General features: G+C 60.8%; 19 protein-coding genes, 2 tRNA genes and 2 pseudogenes. 4 read left to right on the forward strand and 19 right to left on the reverse strand.

The features are described from left to right. Nucleotides 1–56: 56 nt before the first annotated feature. The 6 genes from rplI to rnr all read right to left on the reverse strand — a co-directional run bounded on the left by rplI (nt 57) and on the right by rnr (nt 5,829). Nucleotides 57–503 (reverse strand): 50S ribosomal protein L9, encoded by a 447-nt coding sequence (gene rplI, locus DYL59_RS28070; protein ID WP_003171376.1) that lies wholly within the window; start codon nt 501–503, stop codon nt 57–59. Nucleotides 504–521: 18 nt separating this feature from the next. Continuing rightward, nucleotides 522–1,415: a YybS family protein gene (locus tag DYL59_RS28075; protein ID WP_135292065.1), complete on the reverse strand. Its 894-nt coding sequence runs from the start codon at nt 1,413–1,415 to the stop codon at nt 522–524. A gap of 36 nt (nt 1,416–1,451) precedes the next feature. Beyond that, complete coding sequence (rpsR, locus tag DYL59_RS28080) at nt 1,452–1,682, reverse strand: 30S ribosomal protein S18 (RefSeq protein WP_002551829.1); 231 nt, start codon at nt 1,680–1,682, stop codon at nt 1,452–1,454. A gap of 28 nt (nt 1,683–1,710) precedes the next feature. Next, a complete protein-coding gene (rpsF, locus tag DYL59_RS28085; protein WP_008035342.1) occupies nt 1,711–2,133 on the reverse strand; it encodes a 30S ribosomal protein S6 in 423 nt (140 codons plus the stop codon). A 301-nt stretch (nt 2,134–2,434) separates the two neighbouring features. Beyond that, nucleotides 2,435–3,196, reverse strand: a complete 762-nt coding sequence (rlmB, locus tag DYL59_RS28090) for a 23S rRNA (guanosine(2251)-2'-O)-methyltransferase RlmB (protein ID WP_003188074.1) — start codon at nt 3,194–3,196, stop codon at nt 2,435–2,437. Continuing rightward, nucleotides 3,193–5,829, reverse strand: a complete 2,637-nt coding sequence (gene rnr / locus DYL59_RS28095) for a ribonuclease R (protein ID WP_135292066.1) — start codon at nt 5,827–5,829, stop codon at nt 3,193–3,195. Before rnr ends, rlmB begins: the two co-directional genes overlap by 4 nt. Nucleotides 5,830–6,054: 225 nt before the next feature. Between rnr and DYL59_RS28100 the strand changes: the two genes are divergently transcribed. The 4 genes from DYL59_RS28100 to DYL59_RS28115 all read left to right on the forward strand — a co-directional run bounded on the left by DYL59_RS28100 (nt 6,055) and on the right by DYL59_RS28115 (nt 9,116). After that, nucleotides 6,055–6,141: transfer RNA gene (locus tag DYL59_RS28100), tRNA-Leu, on the forward strand. Between the two features lie 153 nt (nt 6,142–6,294). Then, nucleotides 6,295–6,381, forward strand: a tRNA-Leu gene (locus DYL59_RS28105). Nucleotides 6,382–6,525: 144 nt separating this feature from the next. Then, entirely contained in the window at nt 6,526–7,551 is a 1,026-nt protein-coding gene (locus DYL59_RS28110) for an extracellular solute-binding protein (RefSeq protein ID WP_135292067.1), read from the forward strand. Then, the gene (locus DYL59_RS28115; protein WP_135292068.1) at nt 7,551–9,116 is read left to right on the forward strand and encodes an ABC transporter permease; all 1,566 of its coding nucleotides are present in this window, start codon (nt 7,551–7,553) and stop codon (nt 9,114–9,116) included. The genes DYL59_RS28110 and DYL59_RS28115 overlap by 1 nt, the downstream gene beginning before the upstream one ends. Before the next feature lie 93 nt (nt 9,117–9,209). Here the strand turns inward: DYL59_RS28115 and DYL59_RS32175 are convergent. From DYL59_RS32175 to DYL59_RS28175, 13 genes and pseudogenes are all read right to left on the reverse strand, one after another. Further along, nucleotides 9,210–9,725 (reverse strand): annotated as a pseudogene (locus DYL59_RS32175) (methyl-accepting chemotaxis protein); the annotation flags it as partial. Nucleotides 9,726–10,115: 390 nt separating this feature from the next. Further along, nucleotides 10,116–11,171 (reverse strand): annotated as a pseudogene (locus DYL59_RS32180) (methyl-accepting chemotaxis protein); the annotation flags it as partial. 112 nt (nt 11,172–11,283) lie between these two features. Next, entirely contained in the window at nt 11,284–12,573 is a 1,290-nt protein-coding gene (locus DYL59_RS28125; protein WP_135292070.1) for an adenylosuccinate synthase, read from the reverse strand. A gap of 54 nt (nt 12,574–12,627) precedes the next feature. Then, nucleotides 12,628–13,815, reverse strand: a complete 1,188-nt coding sequence (locus DYL59_RS28130; protein ID WP_135292071.1) for an ATP phosphoribosyltransferase regulatory subunit — start codon at nt 13,813–13,815, stop codon at nt 12,628–12,630. 293 nt (nt 13,816–14,108) lie between these two features. After that, on the reverse strand, nt 14,109–14,975 hold the full coding sequence (gene hflC / locus DYL59_RS28135) for a protease modulator HflC (RefSeq protein WP_105695167.1): 867 nt from the start codon (nt 14,973–14,975) through the stop codon (nt 14,109–14,111). Then, entirely contained in the window at nt 14,975–16,150 is a 1,176-nt protein-coding gene (gene hflK, locus DYL59_RS28140) for an FtsH protease activity modulator HflK (protein ID WP_135292072.1), read from the reverse strand. Before hflK ends, hflC begins: the two co-directional genes overlap by 1 nt. Nucleotides 16,151–16,246: 96 nt before the next feature. After that, nucleotides 16,247–17,548 carry a ribosome rescue GTPase HflX gene (hflX, locus tag DYL59_RS28145; protein ID WP_135292073.1) on the reverse strand — a complete coding sequence of 434 codons (1,302 nt, stop codon included), beginning with the start codon at nt 17,546–17,548 and terminating at the stop codon, nt 16,247–16,249. Between the two features lie 12 nt (nt 17,549–17,560). Beyond that, nucleotides 17,561–17,821, reverse strand: a complete 261-nt coding sequence (gene hfq / locus DYL59_RS28150; protein ID WP_071482778.1) for an RNA chaperone Hfq — start codon at nt 17,819–17,821, stop codon at nt 17,561–17,563. 94 nt (nt 17,822–17,915) lie between these two features. After that, nucleotides 17,916–18,887, reverse strand: coding sequence for a tRNA (adenosine(37)-N6)-dimethylallyltransferase MiaA (miaA, locus tag DYL59_RS28155; protein WP_135292074.1), 972 nt, complete (start codon nt 18,885–18,887; stop codon nt 17,916–17,918). After that, on the reverse strand, nt 18,887–20,800 hold the full coding sequence (gene mutL / locus DYL59_RS28160) for a DNA mismatch repair endonuclease MutL (protein ID WP_135292075.1): 1,914 nt from the start codon (nt 20,798–20,800) through the stop codon (nt 18,887–18,889). The genes miaA and mutL overlap by 1 nt, the downstream gene beginning before the upstream one ends. Beyond that, the gene (locus tag DYL59_RS28165) at nt 20,800–22,221 is read right to left on the reverse strand and encodes an N-acetylmuramoyl-L-alanine amidase (protein ID WP_135292076.1); all 1,422 of its coding nucleotides are present in this window, start codon (nt 22,219–22,221) and stop codon (nt 20,800–20,802) included. The genes mutL and DYL59_RS28165 overlap by 1 nt, the downstream gene beginning before the upstream one ends. 15 nt (nt 22,222–22,236) lie before the next feature. After that, nucleotides 22,237–22,707 (reverse strand): tRNA (adenosine(37)-N6)-threonylcarbamoyltransferase complex ATPase subunit type 1 TsaE, encoded by a 471-nt coding sequence (gene tsaE / locus DYL59_RS28170; protein ID WP_135292077.1) that lies wholly within the window; start codon nt 22,705–22,707, stop codon nt 22,237–22,239. Then, a partial coding sequence (locus DYL59_RS28175) for an NAD(P)H-hydrate dehydratase (RefSeq protein ID WP_238340775.1) occupies nt 22,695–23,519 on the reverse strand: 825 nt, incomplete at its 5' end. The genes DYL59_RS28175 and tsaE, both read right to left, overlap by 13 nt.

Consider the following 23,519-nt stretch of genomic DNA (forward strand, 5'->3'; position numbering starts at 1 on the left):
GATCGTGCCCGATGTTAACTGCCTGACACGCGAGGTGCCAGTCAGTTAGGTGCGACTTAAGCTGCTACCACGACAACGCGTACGGTGGCTTCAACTTCGGCGTGCAGGTGCACGGCTACGTCGAATTCGCCTACGTTGCGGATGGTGCCGTTCGGCAGACGAACTTCGCTCTTCTGCACTTCAACGCCGGAGGCGGTCAGTGCATCAGCGATGTCGTGGGTGCCGATCGAACCGAACAGCTTGCCTTCGTCACCGGCGGTGGCAGTGATAGTCACTTCCAGCTCAGCCAGTTGGGCAGCGCGAGTTTCGGCCGAAGCTTTTTTGTCTGCTGCTGCTTTTTCCAGCTCAGCACGACGCTCTTCAAACGCAGCCAGGTTGGCAGCGGTTGCAGCGGTGGCTTTGCCGTATGGCAGCAGGTAGTTACGACCGTAACCGGCCTTAACGTTCACTTTGTCGCCCAGGTTGCCCAGGTTGGCGACTTTTTCCAGAAGGATCAGTTGCATGTGAAAATCCTCTAACTTTTAACCTTCACCGTTCGCGTTATCGGCGTCTTTCGGCGCCAGACGACCGCGAAAATCAATCAGGCCGTCGACAATGGCCAGAACCACGAGTAACGGATAGATCAGCTGCATGAACAGCACCATCGTGACGTACAACCCCACCAGCCAAAACTTGGCCAGGCGCTTGTGCGCGACCAGCCCGTGAATCAGGGCCAATCCGGCAAACACCAGCGGTACGCTGCAAAACAGCATCATCAGGGCCATCTGCGAACCGAGGTTCGGCCCGATAACCATGAGAGCCAGCAGCAACATCGCCGGGCCCGCGGGAATTCTGATACTGCGAAACTCGCGACCAAAACCACCCGGGTTGTACAACAACGCCTGCCAGTAACGCCCAAGCATCAGGCTCAGCACACTGACGATCTGCATCATTACCGCCATCAGGCCGATCAGGGCCGGTGCAATCAGCGTTGCAAGACGCGCTCGCTCTTCTACCGAAAACCGCTGGTAGAGTTCCCCGAGGGCCATTGGCAGGATCTTGACGATCTCCTGCGCCAGCGCCTCGATTTGCGGGCGGAAAGCCGCGTCAATCAACAGCGAAAACACCAAGCCCAACGCCACGCTGACCAGCAGCGTGCGGACCCAGGACTCACTTGCGCGCAAAACCAACGCAAGGCTCGACGACCCCAGCAGCACCAGAAGCACCTTGGGTTCGCCCAATTGCAGCCACCAGATCAAGGCGGCCAGCAATCCCAGGGCCAGGACACCAATGGCATCCTGCAAACCGCGCCGCAGGAGCACAAGGCATCCAGCGGCAGCACCCAACCAATACAACAACGGCAATGCTGCACATCCAGCCACTACCAGAGTGGCCTGCACACGACCGCGCATGATGAACTCAGCTAAGGCGCGCATGCATTCAATCCCTTACTACTTGTCGACTGCCCGGTCTCAGCGGCCGTGGCTGTCGGTGTAGGCCAGCAGGGCCAGGAAGCGGGCGCGCTTGATAGCGGTGGCCAGCTGACGCTGATAACGTGCTTTGGTACCGGTGATACGGCTTGGAACGATTTTGCCGGTCTCGGATACGTAGGCTTTCAGAGTGTTGAGATCTTTGTAATCGATCTCTTTCACGTCTTCAGCGGTGAAGCGGCAGAATTTACGACGACGGAAGAAACGTGCCATTTGATAGGCTCCTTAAAAGGTCCGTGGATTACTCGTCAGCGTTATCGCTGTTGTCGCTGTCATCACCATCAACGCCTTCGGCGTCGGAGTGCTCAGGACGGTCGCGACGCTCACGGCGCTCACTGCGGTTTTCTTCAGCCTTGAGCATCTCGGATTGGCCGGTAACGGCTTCTTCGCGACGGATGACCAGGTTACGGATCACTGCATCGTTGTAGCGGAAGTTGTCTTCCAGCTCGGCCAGGGCCTTGCCAGTGCACTCAACGTTCAGCATCACGTAGTGAGCCTTGTGAACATTGTTGATTGCGTAGGCCAGTTGACGACGGCCCCAATCTTCCAGACGGTGGATTTTGCCGCCGTCTTCTTCGATCAGCTTGGTGTAACGCTCAACCATGCCGCCGACTTGCTCGCTTTGATCCGGGTGGACCAAAAAGATGATTTCGTAATGACGCATGAATGCTCCTTACGGGTTGTAGCCTGCCGCTCAAAAACGGTCAGACAAGGAGTGAATGACACTTATGGATCTTGCCGCAGGGAGGCACATTGGTGCCTGCCAGGAAGGCAAGGGGCGCAATTGTAGAGAAGGGGGCGCACGCGTGCAAGGTGATTGGTGATTATTTGAACAATCACGCTTTCAGGCTAAACACAAAACCACTGCGGGAGCGGGCTTGCTCGCGAAAGCGGTGTATCAGTCCCATCTGAAGTGACTGACATACCGTATTCGCGAGCAAGCCCGCTCCCACATTTAGACCTTATTACTTCTTAGGCTTGGCCTTGGCCTTGGCACCGCGCTGACGCTGGGCCTCGAACAGGCACACGCCGGTGGCAACCGACACGTTCAAGCTGCTCACACTACCGGCCATCGGCAAATGCACCAGGTAATCACAGTGCTCGCGGGTCAGGCGACGCATGCCCTTGCCTTCGGCACCCATGATCAGGATGGTTGGGCCGGTGAGGTCCTGGTCATAAATGCTGACCTCGGCCTCCCCCGCCGTGCCCACGACCCACAAGCCGCGCTGCTGGAGTTTCTCCAGGGTGCGCGCCAGGTTGGTCACGGCCACCAGCGGAATCACTTCCGCCGCGCCGCAGGCCACCTTGCGCACAACCGGCGTCAGGGTAGCCGACTTGTCTTTAGGCACGATCACCGCCAGCGCACCGGCGGCATCCGCCGAACGCAGGCAGGCGCCAAGGTTATGCGGATCGGTCACGCCGTCCAGCACCAGCAACAGTGGCGCGCCTTCGGTGCGGTCGAGCAGCTCGTCGAGCATGGCTTCGCCCCAGACCTGGCTTGGGCTTACGTCCGCAACCACGCCTTGGTGAACGCCTTCAACCCATACATCCATTTCACGGCGCTCGGCCTGGCCGATGGCAACCTTGTTTTGGGTCGCGAGCTCAACCAGCGCTTGTACGCGCGGCTCGCTGCGACCTTCTGCCAACCACACTTGCTTGACGCGTTTTGGGTGGTGACGCAGCAGTGCTTCTACGGCGTGGACGCCGTAGATTTTTTCCAGACTCATGACTTGGCCTTAGGTTTGCGCGACCCGCCGCTTTTGGCAGGGGCCGAACCCGCTTTAGGCGGGCCTTTACGGTGTTTACTTGGCTTGCTCGACGGATTCTCCGCCCCGCGGGACTTTCCCCCAGACGCCGCTTTACCACCGCTTTTGGCTTCGTTGAGCAGCTGCTGCTTCAACTCACGGCTCTTGCGCAGCTCGGCGTTTTTTGCCGCAGCGTCGCTTGGGCGGTAGGCCTCGGGAGCCTTCTCCTTGGTGGACGAACGACGGCCTGCCTTGGCAGCCGGCTCAGGTTCAGCCACTTTCGCAGGGGCGCCTTTGCCTTTGCTCGCAGGTGCAGTCGGCGTGCTGCCACGATTTTTTTTGCGGCTACCCGGCGATTCGGCTGGTTTATCAGACATGCCGAAGTCGATCTTGCGTTCGTCGAGGTCGACGCGCATGACCTGCACTTCCACGGTATCGCCCAGACGGAAGCTGCGACCGGTGCGCTCGCCCGCCAGGCGGTGATGCACAGGGTCGAAGTGGTAGTAGTCACCCGGCAAGGCGGTGACGTGCACCAGGCCTTCGACGTAGATGTCGGTCAGTTCGACAAACAGACCAAAACCGGTCACCGCAGTGATCACGCCTGGGAACGACTCGCCTACGCGGTCCTTCATGAACTCGCACTTGAGCCAGTTCACCACGTCGCGGGTGGCCTCGTCGGCGCGGCGCTCGCTCATGGAGCACTGCTCGCCCAACTGTTCCAGGGCCGCTTCGTCGTACGGATAGATCCGCGCTTTCGGAATGGTCATGGCACCGGCACGCTTGACGTGCGGGGTGTTCTGCTTGGAGTGGATCACGCTGCGGATAGCGCGGTGCGTGAGCAGGTCCGGGTAACGACGGATCGGCGAGGTGAAGTGGGTGTACGCCTCGTAATTCAGGCCGAAGTGGCCCTGGTTGTCGGCGCTGTACACCGCCTGGCTCAGGGAGCGCAGCATGACGGTCTGGATCACATGGTAATCCGGACGGTCCTTGATGCTGGCCAACAGTGCCTGGTAGTCCTTCGGCGTCGGGCCGTCCTTGCCTTTGTGCAGGGACAGGCCAAGCTCGCCGAGGAACGCGCGCAGCTTCTCCAGACGCTCTGGCGGAGGGCCGTCGTGCACCCGGTACAGCGCAGGAATTTCGTGCTTTTTCAGGAACTCAGCGGTGGCCACGTTGGCCGCCAGCATGCACTCCTCGATCAGCTTGTGAGCGTCGTTACGCGTGGTCGGGGTGATTGCGGCGATCTTGCGCTCGGAACCGAAGACTATCCGGGTTTCCTGGGTTTCAAAATCGATCGCGCCACGGGTGTGACGGGCACCCAGCAGCACCTTGTACAGCGAATAAAGCTGCTTGAGGTGCGGCACCACACCAGCGTATTCGGTACGCAGGGCCTTGGCTTCGCTGGTCTTCGGCGTTTCCAGGATGGTGCTGACCTTGTTGTAGGTCAGGCGCGCCTGGGAGTGGATCACCGCTTCGTAGAACTGGTAGTCGGTCATTTCGCCGGTTTTCGAGATGGTCATCTCGCACACCATGGCCAAACGGTCGACTTTCGGGTTCAGGGAGCACAGGCCGTTGGACAGCTGCTCAGGCAGCATCGGGATCACGCGCTCTGGGAAATACACCGAGTTGCCGCGTACCTGGGCTTCGTTGTCCAGGGCCGAACCGATCTTCACGTAGCTGGACACGTCGGCAATCGCGACAAACAACTTCCAGCCGCCGGAGAACAGGCGCAGCTTGCCAGGCTTGGCTTCGCAGTAAACCGCATCGTCGAAGTCGCGGGCGTCTTCGCCGTCGATAGTGACGAACGGCAGGTGACGCAGGTCGATGCGTTTTTCTTTGTCTTTCTCTTCCACTTCAGGCTTGAGCTTGCCGGCTTCTTTGAGCACAGCCTCGGGCCAGACGTGAGGAATATCGTAGGTGCGCAGCGCAACGTCGATTTCCATGCCCGGCGCCATGTAGTTGCCGACCACTTCAACGATGTCGCCCTGCGGCTGGAACCGTGCGGTGGGCCAGTGGGTGATTTTCACCTCGACGAACTGACCGACCTTGGCGGCGCCGTTGCGGCCCGGGGTGATCAGCACTTCCTGCTGGACCTTCGGATTGTCCGGCACAACAAAGCCGATGCCGCCTTCTTCGAAGTAACGGCCGACGATGGACTCGTGGGCACGGGACACCACTTCGACGATAACGCCTTCACGGCGACCACGACGATCCAGGCCGGAAACCCGCGCCAGGGCACGGTCACCATCGAACACCAGGCGCATTTGCGCCGGGCTCATGAACAGATCGTCGCTGCCGTCGTCCGGGATCAGGAAACCAAAGCCGTCACGGTGGCCGGCGATGCGGCCCAGGATCAGGTCAAGTTTATCCACAGGTGCATAGGTGCCACGGCGGGTGTAGATCAGTTGTGCGTCGCGCTCCATGGCACGCAGGCGGCGGCGCAGGGCTTCGAGCTGGTCTTCGGTGGTCAGACCGAATTCTTCAACCAACTGCTCGCGGCTAGCAGGCGAACCACGATCGGCGAGATGCGCCAGGATCAGTTCGCGGCTAGGAATAGGGTTTTCATATTTTTCCGCTTCACGAGCGGCCTCGGGATCGAGGGACTGCCAATCGGCCATTAGAGAGTTTTCACCTTGTCTATATGCGGGTTAGTTTGGCATACGCGTATTGAAACGGGAAATTTCAGACGCCAACAAGCCTTTAAAAGCCTGCTTCAGCCACCCGGCGAGCACCTTGCACGACCACTGGCGAAATTTTCCAGGCTTTTTTCATGCCGGGGGTTTACAGCCAAGGAACCCCTCCGTATAGTGCGCGCCATCGACGACAGCAACGTTGTTGATGTTGCCCAGGTGGTGAAATTGGTAGACACGCCAGCTTCAGGTGCTGGTGATCGCAAGGTCGTGGAAGTTCGAGTCTTCTCCTGGGCACCAAATTCAGATCAAACCCGCGAAAGCGGGTTTTTTCGTTTCAGGCCTTTGATTTTTAACGAGAATCTCGATTTATTTTTTTGAATCAGGGGTTTACAGATCAAAAAGGCCTCCGTATAGTTCGTCCCATCAACAGCGGCAACGTTGCTTGATAATGCCCAGGTGGTGAAATTGGTAGACACGCCAGCTTCAGGTGCTGGTGATCGCAAGGTCGTGGAAGTTCGAGTCTTCTCCTGGGCACCAAATTCAGATCAAACCCGCGAAAGCGGGTTTTTTCGTTTCTGGGGTTGAAAAACTCCACCCGCAATTCACCCCTTCGCCGCACTTGAGAAGTTTTATCGTTTATCCTTGCAATGATTTGTTGCATACAAGCGAGGAACACTTCGGATGATGATCCGCGATACCCGTCTCAAGACATCCCTTCTGCGTGGCCTGACCCTCACTCTGCTCAGCCTGACCCTGCTTTCGCCAGCCGCTTATTCTGCCGACAAGGTTTCCCTGACCCTGTACAACGGCCAGCACAAAGAAGTCGGTGATGAACTCGCCAAGGCCTTTGAAGCCAAGACCGGCATCCACGTCAACGTACGCAAAGGCAGCAGCAACCAGCTCGCCAGCCAGGTCGTGGAAGAGGGTGACCGCTCCCCTGCCGACGTGATCTACACCGAAGAATCGCCGCCGCTGAACAAACTCGGCGAGCAAGGCATGCTGGCCAAGATCGACGCCAGCACCCTCGACGTATTGCCCAAGGATTACGTGGGCGCCAACGGCGACTGGATGGGCGTTACCGCCCGCACCCGCGTCGTGGCCTTCAACCCAAAACTGATCGCCGAAAAAGACCTGCCCAAGTCGGTACTGGATTTCGCCGGCCCCGAGTGGCAGGGCAAAGTCGGCTTCGTGCCCACCAGCGGCGCCTTCCAGGAACAAGCCGTAGCAATCATCAAGCTGCACGGTCGCGATGCCGCCGAAGAATGGCTGACCGGTCTGCGCGCCTTCGGCAAGGTGTACAGCAACAACATGGTCGCCCTCAAAGCCGTTGAAAATGGCGAAGTGGCCACCGTGCTGGTGAACAACTACTACTGGTTTGCGCTGAAGAAAGAAAAAACCAACCTGGACTCCCAGCTGCACTACTTCACCGACGGTGATGCCGGCGGCCTGATCACGGTGTCTTCGGCAGCCGCGCTGAAATCCAGCAAACACCCCAAGGAAGCCCAGCAGCTGCTGGCGTTCATGGCCAGCGAAGAAGGCCAGCGCGTAATCACCAACACTTCGGCGGAATACCCGCTGCGCAAGGGCATGGAATCCAACCGTGGCCTCAAGCCTTTCAGCGAACTGCAACCGCCGAAAGTCACCCCGGCAGACCTGGGTAACGCCGAAGAAGCCCTGGACTTGGAACGTGACGTTGGCTTGAACTGATGAACCCATCGCTACCCGCCCCCGCCCTGCGCGGGGGTTTTATTCCTCGCCGTAAACGCCCATCGATCTGGCTGCTACTGCCCGTGCTGTTCTTGGTAGGCCTGAGCCTATTGCCGCTGGTGTATGTCGGGACCAAGGCCTGGCAGGCGGGCTGGCAGGAAGCGGTGCACCTGCTATGGCGGCCGTACGTATTCGGACTGCTGCGCAATACCCTGGCGTTGATGGTCGGGGTGACGGTGGCGTGCGGCGTAGTGGGCCTGTCCCTGGCCTGGCTGCTGGAACGTAGCAACCTGCCGGGGCGGCGCATTTGGGGCGTGATCCTGTGCCTGCCATTTGCGGTGCCAGCGTTTGTCAGCAGCTTTACCTGGGTTTCGCTGAGCGCCAACTTCGAAGGGCTGGGCGGAGCGATCCTGGTGATGAGCCTATCCAAATACCCCCTGGTATTTCTGCCAGTGGCAGCCACCCTGCGCAACCTCGACCCTGCCCTTGAAGAGTCGGCCCGCACCCTGGGCCTGAATCGCTGGGGCGTGTTTTTTCGCATCACGCTGCCATTGCTCTGGCCATCACTGCTGGCCGGGGCGCTGTTGATCGCATTGCATATGCTGGTGGAATTCGGTGCGCTATCGATCATTGGCCTGCAAACCTTTACCACCGCGATTTATCAACAATTCGAACTGGAATTCAGCAACACCAACGCCGCGATGCTCTCGGCAGTGTTGCTGGTCATGTGCCTGACCCTGCTGTGGCTGGAGTTGCGGGTGCGTGGCAAGGGCCGACATGTACGCATCGGCCAGGGCGCAGCACGGCATGCCGAGCAGGTCCGACTGGGTAAATGGGCGCCGCTGGGCCAGGTGTATTGCCTGGCACTGGCGATCATTGGCAGCGGGATCCCCCTTGGGATGCTCGGCTACTGGCTGGCAGTGGGTTCATCGGCAGCGTTTCCGGTAGCCGAGATCAGCGAAGCGCTGCTGTCGTCACTGGCCCTGTCGCTCGGTGGCGCGGCGTTGTGCCTGGTATTGGCGGTGCCGGTGGGATTGCTGGTGGTGCGCTATAAAGGCCAACTGGCCATCTGGGCCGAGCGCTTGCCGTACCTGCTGCATGCCCTGCCTGGGTTGGTGATTGCGTTGACGCTGGTGTATTTCGCCCTGCACTACGTGCCGGCGCTATACCAGACCTCCGCGCTATTGCTGATTGCCTATGCGCTGCTGTTTTTGCCGCTGGCCCAGGCGCCGATTCGTACGGCGCTGAATAAGGCCGCGCCGCAGTTGGAAGAGGCTGCGCGCACACTGGGCGCGTCGTCGTTCAGCGCGTTTTGCCGGGTGACCCTGCCGATTATCTTCCCGGCACTGGGGGCGGCGTTTGCGTTGGTGTTTTTGGATGCGATGAAGGAATTGACGGCGACACTGCTGCTGAGTCCGACCGGGCTGAATACCCTGGCGACGGCGGTGTGGGCGCACACCTCGAATGTGGAGTTTGCGGCGGCGGCGCCATATGCGGCGTTGTTGATTTTGGTCTCGGGGTTGCCGGTGTACCTGCTCACGACCCGGATGTATCTGAGCCGCTGACACTGCCTTCGCGAGCGAGCCCACTCCCACATGTTGAAATGCATTCCAAATGTGGGAGCGGGCTTGCTCGCGAAAGCGTCGGCACAGGCAACACTAGGCGCGAAACTGCCCCAAACTCGCCTTCAACTGCGCCGCCAACCCATCCAGCACCTTGCCACTGGCGGTCGTCTCCACCACCGCCTGCGCCGCGCGCTCAGCCTGGGCGTGAATCACCTCGACCCGCCCGCGCACTGCATGTGCGCCCTGCGCCTGATGCTCCGCCGCACGCGTGGCCAAGCCAATCGCTGCATGCACCTGTTCCACCGAGGCCTGCACCGTCTGCTGCAAGCGCACACTGTCGCGTAGCACCAACAAGCCTTCGTTGGCCTGGCGCCCAGCCTTGCCGATGGTTTCCACCGCCTCACGGGCGCCCTGCTGCAGCGCAACGATATGCGCCTGGATATCACCCGTGGAGCTTTGGGTCTTACTGGCCAGCGCACGCACCTCGTCGGCCACCACCGCAAAACCACGACCCGTCTCGCCAGCACGCGCCGCTTCGATGGCCGCGTTGAGGGCCAGCAGGTTGGTTTGCTCAGCGATGCCGTGGATCACCGTCAGCACCACTTCGATCTGTTCGCTTTGCTGGGCCAGGCGCTCGATCACCTTGGAGCCGGCCTGTACCTGCCCCGCCAACGCCTCGATCAAGCCGCCGACCTCCGCCGAAGTGCGCGAGTTCTCATCCGTGGCCTGGCGAATATCCACCACCTGCTGCAACGCGGCCTGCATGGCATGGCTTTCGGCCTGGGCCTCATCGGCCATTTGCGACAGGGCGCGCAAGCTCTCGGCCACCTCATCACGCTGCAAACCGGCCGCCGCATCGGCGCCAGCATTGCGCAAGGTCATCGCACCAATTTCCACGCCGGTACGCTGGGCCACATCGCCTGCTTCACGCACGATGGGTTGCAACTTATCCACAAAGCGGTTAACCGCCGAGGCCATGTCGCCGATCTCGTCCTTGCTGCTGATTTGCACGCGCTTGGTGAGGTCACCCTCACCCGCCGCCAAGTCGTCCATGGCCGCGATCAGCAGCTTCAGGCGATTGACCACGCGCCGGCCCAGCACGATAGCGATCAGCAGCAACACGCCGAACCCGACAATGGCGAGGCCCAAGCCGATGCGCCAACGCAGGGTGCCGGCGGCCTCCTGTACAGCGCTGGTGGTGTTGGCGGTCATTTGGGTGGCAGTGGCTTGCGCCGATTGCAGGCGCGCGCCCATGGCGGTCGCGCTGTCCGCTGCGGCGCCCTTGAGGCTGTCGCCGACCAGTTGATCACCGCTGGCGATCAGCGCAGCAAAGCGTTTATCCAGCGCCTGCAAGTCCGCCTCTACCGACGCGGTCGAGACGCCCATGAGCACTTTACCGATCTCCACACCGTTAGGGCTGATGGAAGCTTCGACGTAGTACACCGACGGGTCGTTCTTGGCGGCATTCAACACTTTGTCCAGGGCTCGGTCGCCCTGGCCTTTTTCCAGCAACGCCTTGTTGATCGGGTTTTCCCGGTTCAGGTACCGGGTCAAATGCTCCCCCGCCGCATCGTCGTAGACCACGAACAACACGTTGGGATTACGCTGGGCACGCCGGGCAAACTCCGACAGCGTCGGCACATCACTGTCCCACATGGCACGCGGCGCCACCGAGGCCAAGAGTTGGGCCATGTCATTGGCAGAGTCTTTCAGGTCTTTTTCCAGGGTCGCACGCAGTTGCTTCTGCTCTTCCTGCAGGCGGGTCGAAAGCCCTGCGGTCAGACGCTGACGAGTGCTGGTCGACAAGCTGTCGAGACTGGATGTGACTTCCTTGCCCGCTTGCGCCAGCTCACCAGACAGTTTCTGGCTGTCGATACCCAGGCGATTGCCCAAATCGGCTTCCAACGCACTCACCGTGCTCCGCGTCAGAGCGACAGCCACCAACACTTGCACCAAAAGAGCGATACCCAGGGTAACGAACACCGGCCGCAACAGACGGCTTTGTAACAATGAGAGAACGGCAGACATCGGAAATCCCTCCACCACGGGTGCCATTAATTTGATAGCACCGCGAAAGAGAGAACCAAAGCAAGGGTCGTGCCGCCCAGGCGGCAGAAACGACAAAGGGCTCCCGAAGGAGCCCTTTGCTTTTTACATCAACAGCTTATTACGCGAACGGGTGACGCAGAACGATGGTTTCGTTGCGGTCAGGGCCCGTCGAAATAATGTCGATTGGCGCGCCGATCAGTGCTTCTACACGCTTGATGTAAGCGCGGGCGTTAGCTGGCAGCTCTTCCAGGGTCTTGGCGCCCACGGTCGATTCGGTCCAGCCCGGCACTTCTTCGTACACAGGCTGCAGGCCTACGTAGCTGTCAGCGTCGGTCGGGGCAACATCATTACCGTTTGCGTCTTTGTAGCCGATGCAGATATTGATGGTTTCCAGACCGTCGAGTACGTCCAGCTTGGTCAGGCAGATGCCCGAGATGCTGTTCACATCGATAGCGCGACGCAGGATAACGGCGTCGAACCAGCCGCAACGACGGGCACGGCCAGTGGTGGCGCCGAACTCGTGGCCTTGCTTGGCCAGGTGAGCGCCGACTTCGTCGAACAGCTCAGTCGGGAACGGGCCCGAACCTACGCGAGTGGTGTAGGCCTTGGTGATGCCCAGGATGTAGTCCAGGAACATCGGGCCAACGCCGGAACCGGTTGCAACGCCGCCAGCGGTGGTGTTGGAACTGGTCACGTACGGGTAGGTGCCGTGGTCGATGTCCAGCAGGGAGCCTTGGGCGCCTTCGAACATGATGTCCTTGCCAGCGCGACGCAGGTCGTGCAGCTCGGCGGTCACATCCAGCATCAGCGGCTTGAGCAGCTCAGCGTATTCCTTGCACTCAGCCAGGGTCTTTTCGAACTCGATGGCCGGCTCTTTGTAGTAACCCACCAGCATGAAGTTGTGGTAATCCACCAGTTCACGCAGCTTGTCTTCAAAGCGCGGCATGTTGAGCAGGTCGCCCACACGCAGGCCACGGCGTGCAACCTTGTCTTCGTAGGCCGGGCCGATGCCGCGACCGGTGGTGCCGATCTTCAGCTCGCCACGGGCCTTTTCACGGGCTTGGTCCAGCGCGACGTGGAAGGACAGGATCAGCGGGCAGGACGGGCTGATGCGCAGGCGCTCACGCACCGGTACACCTTTCTCTTCCAGCTTGACGATCTCGCGCAGCAGGGCGTCAGGTGCAACCACTACGCCGTTGCCGATCAGGCACTGCACGCCTTCGCGCAGCACGCCCGATGGGATCAGGTGCAAGACGGTTTTTTCGCCATCGATCACCAGGGTGTGGCCAGCGTTGTGGCCACCTTGGTAGCGCACTACGGCAGCGGCATGTTCGGTCAGCAGATCAACGATCTTGCCTTTGCCCTCATCACCCCATTGGGTGCCCAGGACTACGACATTCTTACCCATAACACTTGTCCTCATTCGCGCAAACTTGGTGCCGGCGATGGCCGGCAGGAAAACTCAAGAAGCCAGTGGCGATACTTGCCAAAGCCCGTTCTGCAGAATCAATTGCTGGTCGCAGTCCGCTTCACGGGCGGCGGCCAATGGCTGCCCAGGCAAGGCCTGGACGACACGCTGACCCTCACTGCGCAACTGGCAAACCTGCTGCCAGAGTGCTGCGTCCGTACTGTCGGGCATCCAGATGCCACCAGACGGCAGCTCGACCTCAGCACGCCCCAGGGTCACCAGGGTTTTCAAATCGGTGGAAAAGCCGGTGGCCGGACGCGCACGACCGAAGTCGGCGCCGATATCGTCATAACGACCGCCTTGGGCGATGGCCTGGCCAACACCCGGTACAAACACCGCGAACACCACACCGGTGTGGTAGTGGTAACCGCGCAACTCACCCAGGTCGAAATACAGCGGCAACTCCGGGAACCGCGCCGACAACTGCTCGGCAATCGCCAGTACATCGTCCAGTGCCGCCAATACCGGGGCCGGCGCATTCGCCAGGCGCTCACGCGCTGCCGCCAGCACTTCACGGCCGCCACACAGGTTTACCAGGGCACGCAGCATGCCGGCCAGGTCCGCAGGCACGCCTTCGGTCAGGGCGATCACTTCATCGATCGCCTTGCGCTGCAGGGCATCGAACAACTGTTGCTCTACTTCACCGGACAAACCGGCCGCACGGGCCAGGCCACGGTAAATACCGACGTGGCCCAGGTCCATGTGGACATCGGGTACGTCAGCCAGTTGCAGCATGGCCAGCATCAAGCTGATCACTTCAACGTCGCTGCTCGGGCTGGCATCGCCGTACAACTCGGCGCCCAACTGGATCGGGCTGCGCGAAGACGACAACGCACGCGGCTGTGCATGCAGCACGCTGCCGGCGTAGCACAAGCGGCTCGGGCCTTCACGGCGCAAGGTGTGCGCATCGATGCGCGCCACTTGCGGCGTGATGTCGGCACGGAAACCCATTTGCCGGCCCGATTGCGGGTCGATGACCTTGAAGGTGCGCAGATCCAGGTCCTGGCCCGCGCCGGTCAGCAGGGATTCCAGGTACTCGATATGGGGGGTCACGACAAACTCGTAACCCCAGCTCTGGAACAGATCCAACACCTGGCGACGCGCTACTTCAATGCGCGCAGCTTCTGGTGGCAGTACTTCTTCGATGCCATCTGGCAGCAGCCAGCGGTCTACCGTTGCCATTACGCCATTCCCCTTTGATCCGGGCGGCCAGCCCTCGGCCGAGCCTTGAGTGAAGCAGAAAACGCCCGCCCCTTGCATAAACCACGCGCAAGAGCGACGTGACGAACGACCTGTAACCGGCCTCGTCGGGCACTTTCCTCGAAAAACCTGTCACGCCTGCCGAATCAAACATGCAGACGCAAAAAAGCCGGGAATTTCCCGGCTGCCGCATCATACACCCGTTTTCTGAAAGGATCACCCCGCCAGGCGTTTTAGCCGCCCGACGGAGTGCGTCCTACACAGTGACGAGCTGATTACTTGGCTTTTTCCAGGTAGCGGAAGAAATCGCTACTTGGGTCCAGCACCATGACGTCGGTTTTGTTCGCGAAGCTTTCACGGTAGGCACGCAGGCTACGGTAGAACGCGTAGAACTCCTGGTCCTGGCCGTAAGCCTTGGCGTAGATCGCCGCAGCCTGGGCATCACCGTCACCACGGGCCTCTTCAGACTCGCGATAGGCCTCTGCCAGCAGTACACGGCGCTGACGGTCGGCATCCGCACGGATACCTTCAGCCAACTCGTTACCCTTGGCGCGATGCTCACGCGCTTCACGCTCACGCTCGGTGCTCATACGCTCGAACACGCTGCGGTTCACTTCTTTAGGCAGGTCGATGGCCTTGACCCGAACATCGATCACTTCGATGCCCAGCTCTTTTTCCGCCATGGTGTTCAACGAACGCGTGATGTCAGCCATCAGCGCGTCACGCTCACCGGATACCACCTCGTGCAGGGTGCGCTTACCAAACTGGTCACGCAGGCCCGACTCCAGACGGCGCGACAAGCGTTCGTCGGCAATCTGCTTGAGGCCGGACGTGGCGGTGTAGAAGCGCTCGGCATCCTTGACGCGCCACTTGGCGTAGGCGTCAACCATCACGGCTTTCTTTTCCAGGGTCAGGAAGCGTTGCGTCGGTGCATCCAGGGTCATCAGGCGGCCGTCGAACTTGCGCACCTGGTTGACGTAGGGGACCTTCACATGCAAACCCGGCTGGACATCCGCCTGCACCACACGACCGAATTGCAGCAACACCGCGCGCTCGGTCTGAGACACGATGTAGAAGCAGTTCCAGGCAGCGATGACAACGACGACACCCACAATCAGGGCTGTCAGCGATTTATTGCTCATCAACGACTCTCCCTGGTACGTGTTTGCTGTTGCAGCAAGTCAGCGGCCGCACGGGCGCTCGCTTCGTTGGCAGCGGCATTCGAACTGCTGGACGGCGCGCTGGAACCGCTACGACCACCTTCGATCATCTTGTCCAGCGGCAGGTACAGCAGGTTGTTCTGCCCACCTTTGCTGCCGGTTACGAGCACCTTGCTGGTGTTGCTGAAGACTTCCTGCATGGTGTCCAGGTACAGACGCTCACGGGTCACTTCAGGGGCCTTGCGGTACTCGGCGACCAGCTTGGTGAAGCGATCGGCCTCACCCTTGGCACGGGAGACCACTTCGTCACGGTAACCGTTGGCATCCTCAAGGATACGCTGGGCCTGACCGCGGGCTTCCGGCACCACGCCGTTGGCGTAGGTTTCCGCCTGGTTGCGCGAACGCTGCTCGTCTTCACGGGCGCGGATCACGTCATCGAAGGCTTCCTGCACTTCACGCGGTGCCGCTGCGCTCTGTACGTTCACCTGGGTCACGGTGATACCGGTGCGATAGGTATCGAGGAACCGTTGCAGGCGCTCCTTGATTTCGCTGGCCATCAATTCACGACCTTCGGTCAACACCTGGTCCATGGCGGTGGAACCCACCACATGGCGCAGGGCGCTTTCGGTTGCGTGTTGCAGGCTGATTTCCGGCTGATCAACGTTCAGCACGAAGTCCTGCAGGTTGCTGATCTTGTACTGCACGGTCAGCGGCACTTCGACGATGTTCTCGTCTTCGGTCAGCATCTGGCCCTGCTTGGTGTAGGCACGCTCACGCGTGACGTTTTCCATGTACTTCTTGTCGATCGGCGGGAAGTAGATATTCAGGCCAGGACCGACAGTCTCGTAGTACTTGCCGAAGCGCAGCACCACGGCTTGCTCCTGCTCGTCCACCACATAGACCGCGCTGTACAGCCAAACGGCCGCCAGCACGACAAGCCCCAGGCCCAGCAGGCCATAGCCGCCGCCCTTGCTTGTGCGACCGCCGTCGTCACCACCACGTTTTTTCCCACCACCGAACAACCCATTCAGGCTTTCCTGCAGCTTTCGGAAGGCCTCGTCGAGATCTGGTGGCCCCTTGCGGTCGCCATTATTGCGGCGTTTACCACCCCAAGGATCCTGATTATTCGAGTTGCCACCCGGCTCATTCCAAGCCATAGCGCTCTCCATCTGATAAAGCAAAGACGCACCCACGGCGCGCCGACCAATGCTACAGAATGCCTGCTACGGCGGCACAACCGCTTTCGGAGGCTTTTATTGCAAAGTGTGTTGTTCGATGAACTCTGTCGGTACAACACCTTCACGGCTAACCAGCCGATTCAGCTCCGCGCGTGGCAATCGAACGGCCAGCAAGCTGACACCTTCTTCGTCGTGTTCTTCTTTCTGTACCGCGCCCAACTCGAAAAACTGTGCACGCAGTCGAGCAAAACGCTGGGGCAAGCGCAAGGTGCCGACGAACAAATCGCTGCCAAGCAACTCGGCAATGGCTTGTTCAAGCAACTCCAAACCACTGCCATCACGCGCTGACAGCCATACCCGCTGGGGTTTGCCGTTCTCGTCACGCTGGATTTGTGGCTCAACGCCTTCAAGCAAATCGAGTTTGTTATAGACCTCAAGGATCGGCAAGTCCTGGGCACCAATCTCGCCCAACACCAGCATCACCTGTTCAATCTGCAACATGCGATCCGGTTCAGCCGCATCGATCACGTGCAACAGCAGGTCGGAATTGCTCGACTCTTCGAGCGTAGACCGAAATGCCTCGACCAGCTTGTGGGGCAAGTGGCGAATGAAACCCACCGTGTCGGCCAGGACGATCGGCCCCAGGTCGGCCAGGTCCAGGCGCCGCAAGGTCGGATCGAGGGTAGCGAACAATTGGTCGGCCGCGTACACGTCGGATTTGGTCACGTTATTGAACAACGTGGACTTGCCGGCGTTGGTATAGCCCACCAGGGACACGGTAGGGATATCCGCGCGGGAGCGGCCACGCCGCGATTGCTCGCGTTGGCTGCGGACTTTTTCGAGGCGCCCCTTGATCTGGCGCAGGCGAACCCGCAGCAGGCGCCGGTCGGTTTCGAGCTGGGTTTCACCCGGGCCGCGCATGCCGATACCACCACCTTGACGCTCAAGGTGAGTCCAGCCACGAACCAGGCGGGTGCTCATGTGGTCAAGCTGGGCCAGTTCAACCTGGAGCTTGCCTTCATGGGTACGGGCGCGTTGGGCGAAAATATCGAGGATCAGGCCCGTACGGTCGATCACGCGACACTCGAAGACACGTTCGAGGTTGCGCTCCTGACTGGGCGTAAGGACGTGATTGAAGATCACCAGATCGGCTTCTTCGGCGTGGACCAGGTCGCGAAGTTCCTCGACCTTGCCGCTGCCGATCAGGAATTTGGCGGTTGGCCGATGACGCGGCACGTTAAAAAACGCAACGGTCTCGGCGCCGGCCGAATTTGCCAACTCCTGAAACTCCTGCGGATCTTCGCGCGCCTCAGGGTCCTGTCCATCCAAGTGAACGAGGATTACCCGCTCACCACCACCGTGGCGCTCAAAGAACAAAGGAGACTCCTATCAGGCGTTACCTGGCTCAGCGTCACCCACTTCGTCACCGGCTGCGCTAGGCAGACGAATCGGACGAACTGGAACCACTGTCGAGATAGCGTGCTTGTAAACCATCTGGCTGACGGTGTTTTTCAGCAGGATCACGAACTGGTCGAACGACTCGATCGTGCCTTGCAGCTTGATACCGTTGACCAGGTAGATGGAAACCCCCACTTTCTCTTTACGTAAAGTATTCAAGTAAGGGTCTTGTAGCGAATGCCCTTTTGACATGTGCCGCACTCCTTTAAGGATCAATAATAAAAAATCGGAAAATAGATAGCTTATGGCCGTCACACCCCCAAGGATAGACGGCAATTGCAAGGACTCAGCTCAATATGGAGACCGTTCCCAAGTATTTCAAGGCGCGTGACAGATTGTCGCTGTCCAGGCTGTCCAGCCAGTGCAAATCGCTCCAGCTGCGCAACCAGGTGAACTGGCGTTTCGCCAATTGGCGCGTGGCGATGATGCCGCGCTCCTGCATCTCGACTGACGTCAGCTTGCCATCCAGGTGATCCCAGACTTGGCGATAGCCTACAGCGCGTATCGAAGGTAACCCTGGATGCAGGTCACCTCTGGAACGCAGAGCTACGACCTCGTCCACAAACCCCTGTTCCAACATAATTGTGAATCTTTGTGCAATTCGCTCGTGCAGCACCTGGCGATTTGCCGGAGCAATGGCCAGATTCGCCACAGTATAGGGCAATTGTGACTGGCCCGATGCGCCTGCGTCGGCACTTTGCGCAGTTTGTTTGAGTCGATGCTCGGTCATGGTCTGGCCGCTCACACGCCAGACTTCCAAGGCGCGGGTGAGGCGCTGGGGGTCATTGGGGTGAATGCGCGCGGCCGACACCGGGTCCACGGCCGCCAACTGATCGTGCAGGGCTTGCCAGCCAAGGCGTGCAGCCTCTTGCTCAAGCTCGGCGCGCACCTGGGCATCGGCCGGCGGCATATCCGCCAGGCCTTCCTGCAAAGCCTTGTAGTAGAGCATCGTGCCGCCCACCAGCAACGGAATATTGCCCCGCGCGGTGATCTCGGCCATGGCGGCCAGGGCATCGGTACGGAAATCGGCCGCCGAATAGCTTTCGGACGGGTCGATGATGTCGATCAGCTTATGCGGATACTCGGCCAGCAGTTCTTTGGAGGGCTTGGCCGTGCCGATGTCCATGTCCCGGTAAACCAGCGCAGAGTCGACACTGATCAGCTCACAAGGCAGTACCTTGGTGAGTTCGATGGCCAGGTCGGTCTTGCCGGCGGCCGTGGGGCCCATCAGGAAGATCGCGGGGGGCAAGGCACTCATCAGCGACCGCGCAAGAACAGTTTGTCCAGATCGTCGAGGCCCATTTGGGTCCAGGTCGGTCGGCCATGGTTGCATTGCCCGCTGCGCTCGGTGTTTTCCATGTCCCGCAGCAGGCCGTTCATTTCCGGCAGGGCCAGGCGGCGGTTGGCGCGGATGGCGCCGTGGCAGGCCATGGTGCCCAGCAGTTCGTTGATATGGGCCTGGACACGGTCACTGGTGCCGTATTCCATCAGGTCGGCCAGCACATCGGCGACCAGGCGATTGGCCTCGGCCTGCTTGAGCAGCGCAGGAATCTGGCGGATAGCCAGGGTTTCCGGCCCCAGGCGCTGTAGCTCGAAGCCCAGGCTCTGGAATACGCCGGCGTGCTCTTCAGCGCAATCGGCTTCGCGCTGGCTGACCGCCAGGGATTCGGGCACCAGCAGCGGCTGGCCGCTGAGGCCTTCACTGGCCATGGCGATCTTGAGGCGCTCGTACATGATCCGCTCGTGGGCGGCGTGCATGTCCACCAGCACCAGGCCGTGGGCGTTTTCCGCAAGGATATAGATACCCTTGAGCTGCGCCAGCGCGTAGCCCAGCGGCGGAATATCACCACCACCCTCCGGCAACGCCACTGCAGCAGGCTCGGCACCCGGCAGCGGCGCGAAAAACTCTCGATAGGCCGCCTGGGCCTCAGCCACCGGCACCGCCGATTGGGGGCGCGGCGTGTATTGATACTGGTAACCCGCACCCGCGCCGGACCCCGGCGCCGCGAAAGACGGTTGCGGCGGTGTCGATTGCAACAGGTTGCCCGCCAGGCTCATTTCGCCTTGGGGACCGAACTCACCGGCCTCCGGACCACTTGGACGCACCACTGCCGTCACGATGGGTGCCGACAGTTGGTCGTCCGGGCGCACATCGCCCAAGGCGCGGTGCAAAGTGCCATAGAGGAAGTCATGCACCATGCGCCCATCACGGAAGCGCACTTCGTGCTTGGTCGGGTGCACGTTGACGTCCACCACAGAGGGGTCGACTTCAAAAAACAACACAAACGTGGGATGGCGACCATTGAACAGCACATCGCGATACGCCTGGCGCACCGCGTGGGCCACCAGTTTGTCGCGCACCGCACGGCCGTTCACGAAGAAGTACTGCAAGTCGGCCTGGCTGCGAGAGAAGGTCGGCAACCCCACCCAGCCCCACAAACGCAAGCCGTTGCGCTCGATCTCGATCGGCAGCGCCTGCTCCAGGAACCCGCCGCCACAAATCGCCGACACCCGGCGCGCGCGTGCGGCATCGTCGTGGGCTTCGTGCAGGCTGAGGATGGTCTTGCCGTTGTGGCGCAGGTGGAACGCTACGTCAAAGCGCGCCAAGGCCAGGCGCTTGATGACTTCCTGCAGGTGATCGAATTCGGTCTTCTCGGCCTTGAGGAATTTACGCCGCGCCGGGGTATTGAAGAACAGGTCGCGCACTTCTACGGAGGTGCCGACCGGGTGGGCCGCTGGCTGCACACGCGGCGCCATGTCGCGGCCTTCGGTTTCTACCTGCCAAGCCTGTTCGGCACTGCGAGTGCGCGAGGTCAGGGTCAGGCGGGCCACGGAGCTGATGGAAGCCAGGGCCTCGCCGCGAAAGCCCAGGCTCATCACCCGTTCAAGGTCTTCCAGGTCACGGATCTTGCTGGTGGCGTGACGGGCCAGGGCCAGCGGCAGGTCATCGGAGGAAATGCCGCTACCGTCATCCCGCACCCGTAGCAGCTTGACGCCACCCTGCTCCACATCCACGTCGATGCGCTTGGCGCCGGAGTCGATGCTGTTTTCGAGCAGTTCCTTGATCACCGAAGCCGGGCGCTCAACCACCTCGCCCGCCGCAATCTGGTTGGCAAGGCGCGGGCTGAGCAGCTCAATGCGCGAGCCGTGGTTCAAGATCGTTTCACTCATTACTGCGCCGCCAGTTCAGTGCCAGGAATGGTCAATACCTGGCCGACTTTCAATTCGTCAGTCTTCAGGTTATTGGCACTGCGCAAGGTCGCGGACGACACCTGGAAGCGCACGGCCAGCATCGCCAGGGTGTCGCCAGGTTGTACGCGATGGTCACGCGGCCCCTGAGCGATCTTGCCCGAGTCGCGCAGCCAGGCAATGTAGGTACCCGGCGGCGGATTCTGCTGGAAGAACTGGCGCACACCGGCGCTGATGGAGCGCGCCAGCGCCTGCTGATGACTGGCGCTGGCCAGCTTGGACGCTTCGTTGGCGTTGGAGATAAACCCGGTTTCCACCAGGATCGACGGGATATCCGGCGACTTCAACACCATGAACCCAGCCTGCTCCACGCGCTGTTTGTGCAACGAGGTCACCCGGCCGATATTGCTCAAGACCTTTTGGCCGACGTTCAAGCTGGAGGTCAGCGAGGCGGTCATCGACAGGTCGAGCAGCACACCGGCGAGCATCTTGTCCTTGTCATCCAGGGACACGTTACCGGCCCCGCCGATCAAGTCGGAACGGTTTTCGCTGTCGGCCAGCCAACGGGCCGTCTCGGATGTGGCGCCGCGATCCGACAAGGCAAACACCGAGGCGCCGAACGCGGCGGTGGACGGTGCGGCGTCGGCGTGGATCGATACGAACAGGTCCGCGCCCTTCTTACGGGCAATTTCGGTACGCCCGCGCAACGGGATGAAGTAGTCGCCGGTTCGCGTCAGCTCGGCGCGGTAGCCTTTCATGGCATTGACCTGGCGCTGCAGTTCACGGGCAATCGCCAGCACCACGTCTTTTTCATGCTGGCCGCGCGAGCCGGAGGCACCTGGGTCTTCACCGCCGTGGCCAGCGTCGATCACCACGATAATGTCACGCTTGCCCGAAGGAGCAGGCGGCAACGGCGGCAACTTGACCTGGGGTTGCGATGGGTTGACCGGTACCGCAGGCACCGTCGCCACGCTCGGCGGCGGTGCAGGCGGCGGGTTGGCGTCGGCGGCGTTGTCGAACAGGTCGACCACCAACCGGTTGCCGTACTGGGCGTTCGGGGCCAGGGAGAAGCTTTTCGGGGTCACGACTTTTTTCAGGTCGATGACCACGCGCAAATCGGTCGGCGTGCGCTGGGCCGAGCGCATGGCGGTAATCGGGGTATTGGCGGTGGACACGTTCAATGGCCCGCCCAGGGTGGCACCATTGATATCGATCACCAGGCGATCGGGCGCCGTCAGGGTAAAGACGCTGTGCTGGACCGGGCCAGACAGGTCAAACACCAGTCGCGTGTTATCCGGCGCTCGCCACAGGCGCACACTCTTTACCTGTGAAGCAGCCAGAGCATTGACAGTCATTGCCGCAAGCAACACCCCTACGACAGCAACCAACGCGCGAAAGCGCATACCTAACCCCACCAATTATTTGAATTCCAATGCCAAAGCGGCGCACCACGACTGGCCACGCGCGCTCTGGGGCAACAACTTCAGCTGACGTCCCGTTTCATGCGGCGTAATGGTAATGGTCAGGTCCGGCTTTGGCAAAAAGCCTGTGCCTTTATCTGGCCACTCGATCAGGCACAGCGCATCTTCATCGAAGTAATCCCGGATGCCCATGTACTCCAGCTCTTCGGGGTCCACCAGGCGATAGAGGTCGAAATGAAAGGCGCGCAGGTCGCCGATCTCGTAAGGCTCTACCAGGGTGAACGTCGGGCTTTTTACTGCGCCGGTATGACCCAAGCCGCGAATAATCCCCCGGGACAACGTGGTCTTGCCCGCCCCCAGGTCACCTTCGAGAAAAATCAGCCCCGCCCCGGCCGTGACCTGGGCGATGCGGTGACCGAACGCAACCATGGCCTCTTCATCGGCCAAAAACAGGATTACTTCAGGCACGGCGACTGCTCCTCCAACAATTGACGAATGGCCGGTATCAGGTCGCTGGCAGCCAACCCACGACCGAAGGTGCCCTGGCGATCTCCGGCCGTGGCGTGCAACCAAACAGCCAGGCAGCTTGCCTCGAACGCTGGCATACCCTGGGCCAGCAATGCGCCCACCAATCCGGCCAGTACATCCCCCAACCCTGCTGCTGCCATGGCCGGATGGCCTTGGTCACACCGCGACACACGCCCATCGGGGCTGGCAATCAAACTGCCAGCACCCTTGAGGATAGCCACTGCGTTGAATTTCTGGCTCAACGCGCGCGCTACCTTAAGACGATCGGCCTGAACCTCGGCTGTCGAGAGGCCCATCAAGCGCGCAGCTTCGCCAGGATGCGGGGTGATCACCGAATTGACCGGCAGGCTCACGCCACCTTTGGACAATTGATTGAGAGCGTCGGCGTCCCACACTTGCGGCTGTTTGGCGTTGGCGGCAACGGACAGCAGGCTTTTGCCCCACGCGGCCTCACCCAGGCCCGGACCAATGACGATCACCGAGATGTTTTCCAGCAGGCCCATCAACTGGTTGGCCGAACTCACGCCCACGGTCATGACTTCCGGCAAGCGGGCCAGTGCTGCAGGCACATGCTCAGGGCGCGTTGCCAGGGACACCATACCGGCACCACTGCGCAAGGCACTTTCGGCGCTCAGCAGCGCGGCACCGCCAAAGCCGCGGTCCCCGCCGATCACCAGCAGGTGACCGAACTGGCCTTTATGGGCGTCCGGGGAACGGGCAGCCAGTTGCGGCAAATCGCCGTGCAACAGGGG

It is taken from the genome of Pseudomonas kairouanensis (genome assembly GCF_004682055.1).
Lineage (GTDB): Bacteria > Pseudomonadota > Gammaproteobacteria > Pseudomonadales > Pseudomonadaceae > Aquipseudomonas > Aquipseudomonas kairouanensis.